The organism is Thermogutta sp., from assembly GCF_039793925.1.
Taxonomy (GTDB): domain Bacteria; phylum Planctomycetota; class Planctomycetia; order Pirellulales; family Thermoguttaceae; genus Thermogutta.
In genome coordinates this window covers 17,046-17,936 of the sequence record NZ_JBAMME010000344.1, presented here as the reverse complement: position 1 = coordinate 17,936, position 891 = coordinate 17,046, and the positions used below count along the sequence as shown (strand labels likewise).

The 891-nt window shown below is 56.5% G+C and carries 1 protein-coding gene; it reads right to left on the bottom strand.

Annotated elements, in window-relative coordinates; translation table 11 throughout:
• On the bottom strand, window positions 1-891 hold an 891-nt coding region (locus ABJK56_RS18900), incomplete at both ends, for a multiheme c-type cytochrome (protein ID WP_347246244.1).

Here is an 891-nt window from a genome sequence, read left to right as displayed (position 1 = left end):
AAGGAAGCGCCGTATTCGCTGCCGGAAACAGATGGCTTTTGACGGCCAACCCAGGTAGTCCTGGGTACGCTTTCGCTCCAAAATCCTGCGAGGCTACCGGTGGCATATGACATTCCGCGCAGTTTTCTTTGGCCACCGGCGGATAGTAGAAACTCCTTAAACTGTGACCCGACACGCCGCTAAGCAAAAACGAGTCGTAATGATTTTGACCCCGCAAGAATTTGTAGTCGTTCAGCGCCTCTGGAATGTGAACCTTGTGACACACGGAGCAGAACTCCGCCGACCGATGGAAGGGCTTGAGGAACGTGCGCTTGTGGAATTCGGGCTTGGCTAGGATGAGCTGGTGATTGATCCACCGAAGCACAGGATTGGTGCTGAAAGCGAAAGGATAGTGGAGGGGCTCTTCAATCACGTAGTCGGCGTTCCCCCGGACTGAATTGACCTCCACAATGCCATGGCAACTCGTGCAGGTCAGACCGGCCTGACCCAGCGGATCATGCACATCGTCGAAATTTGGATCGTCAAACGCGCCCGAAAAAAACGGGACCGGATCGTGACAACCAGCACACCACCGCGCACGCCTCACCGTCCCTTCGCGCGCCAACGAAAATTCCCGGGTTTCCCGAACAGATGCCAGATACACCGGGTTGTTGAAGGAACTGAACCGGTGGGCACTCTCTGCCCACTGCTTGTGAACGTCAGGATGGCAATCCTTGCAGTAATGCTCGTCCATCAGAACCTGGGCCGGAATGAATCCCCCAGAGGCTGTGCGTGCCAAAGACGGATCGAAATAGCGAGCCCCCTCCTGGGGCCGTCTCGTCCGTAAGAAGCGGGGATCATACCAGTGAAACCCAAGGAAGATCCCCCCTATCGCCAGGGCAGCAAGGCCAC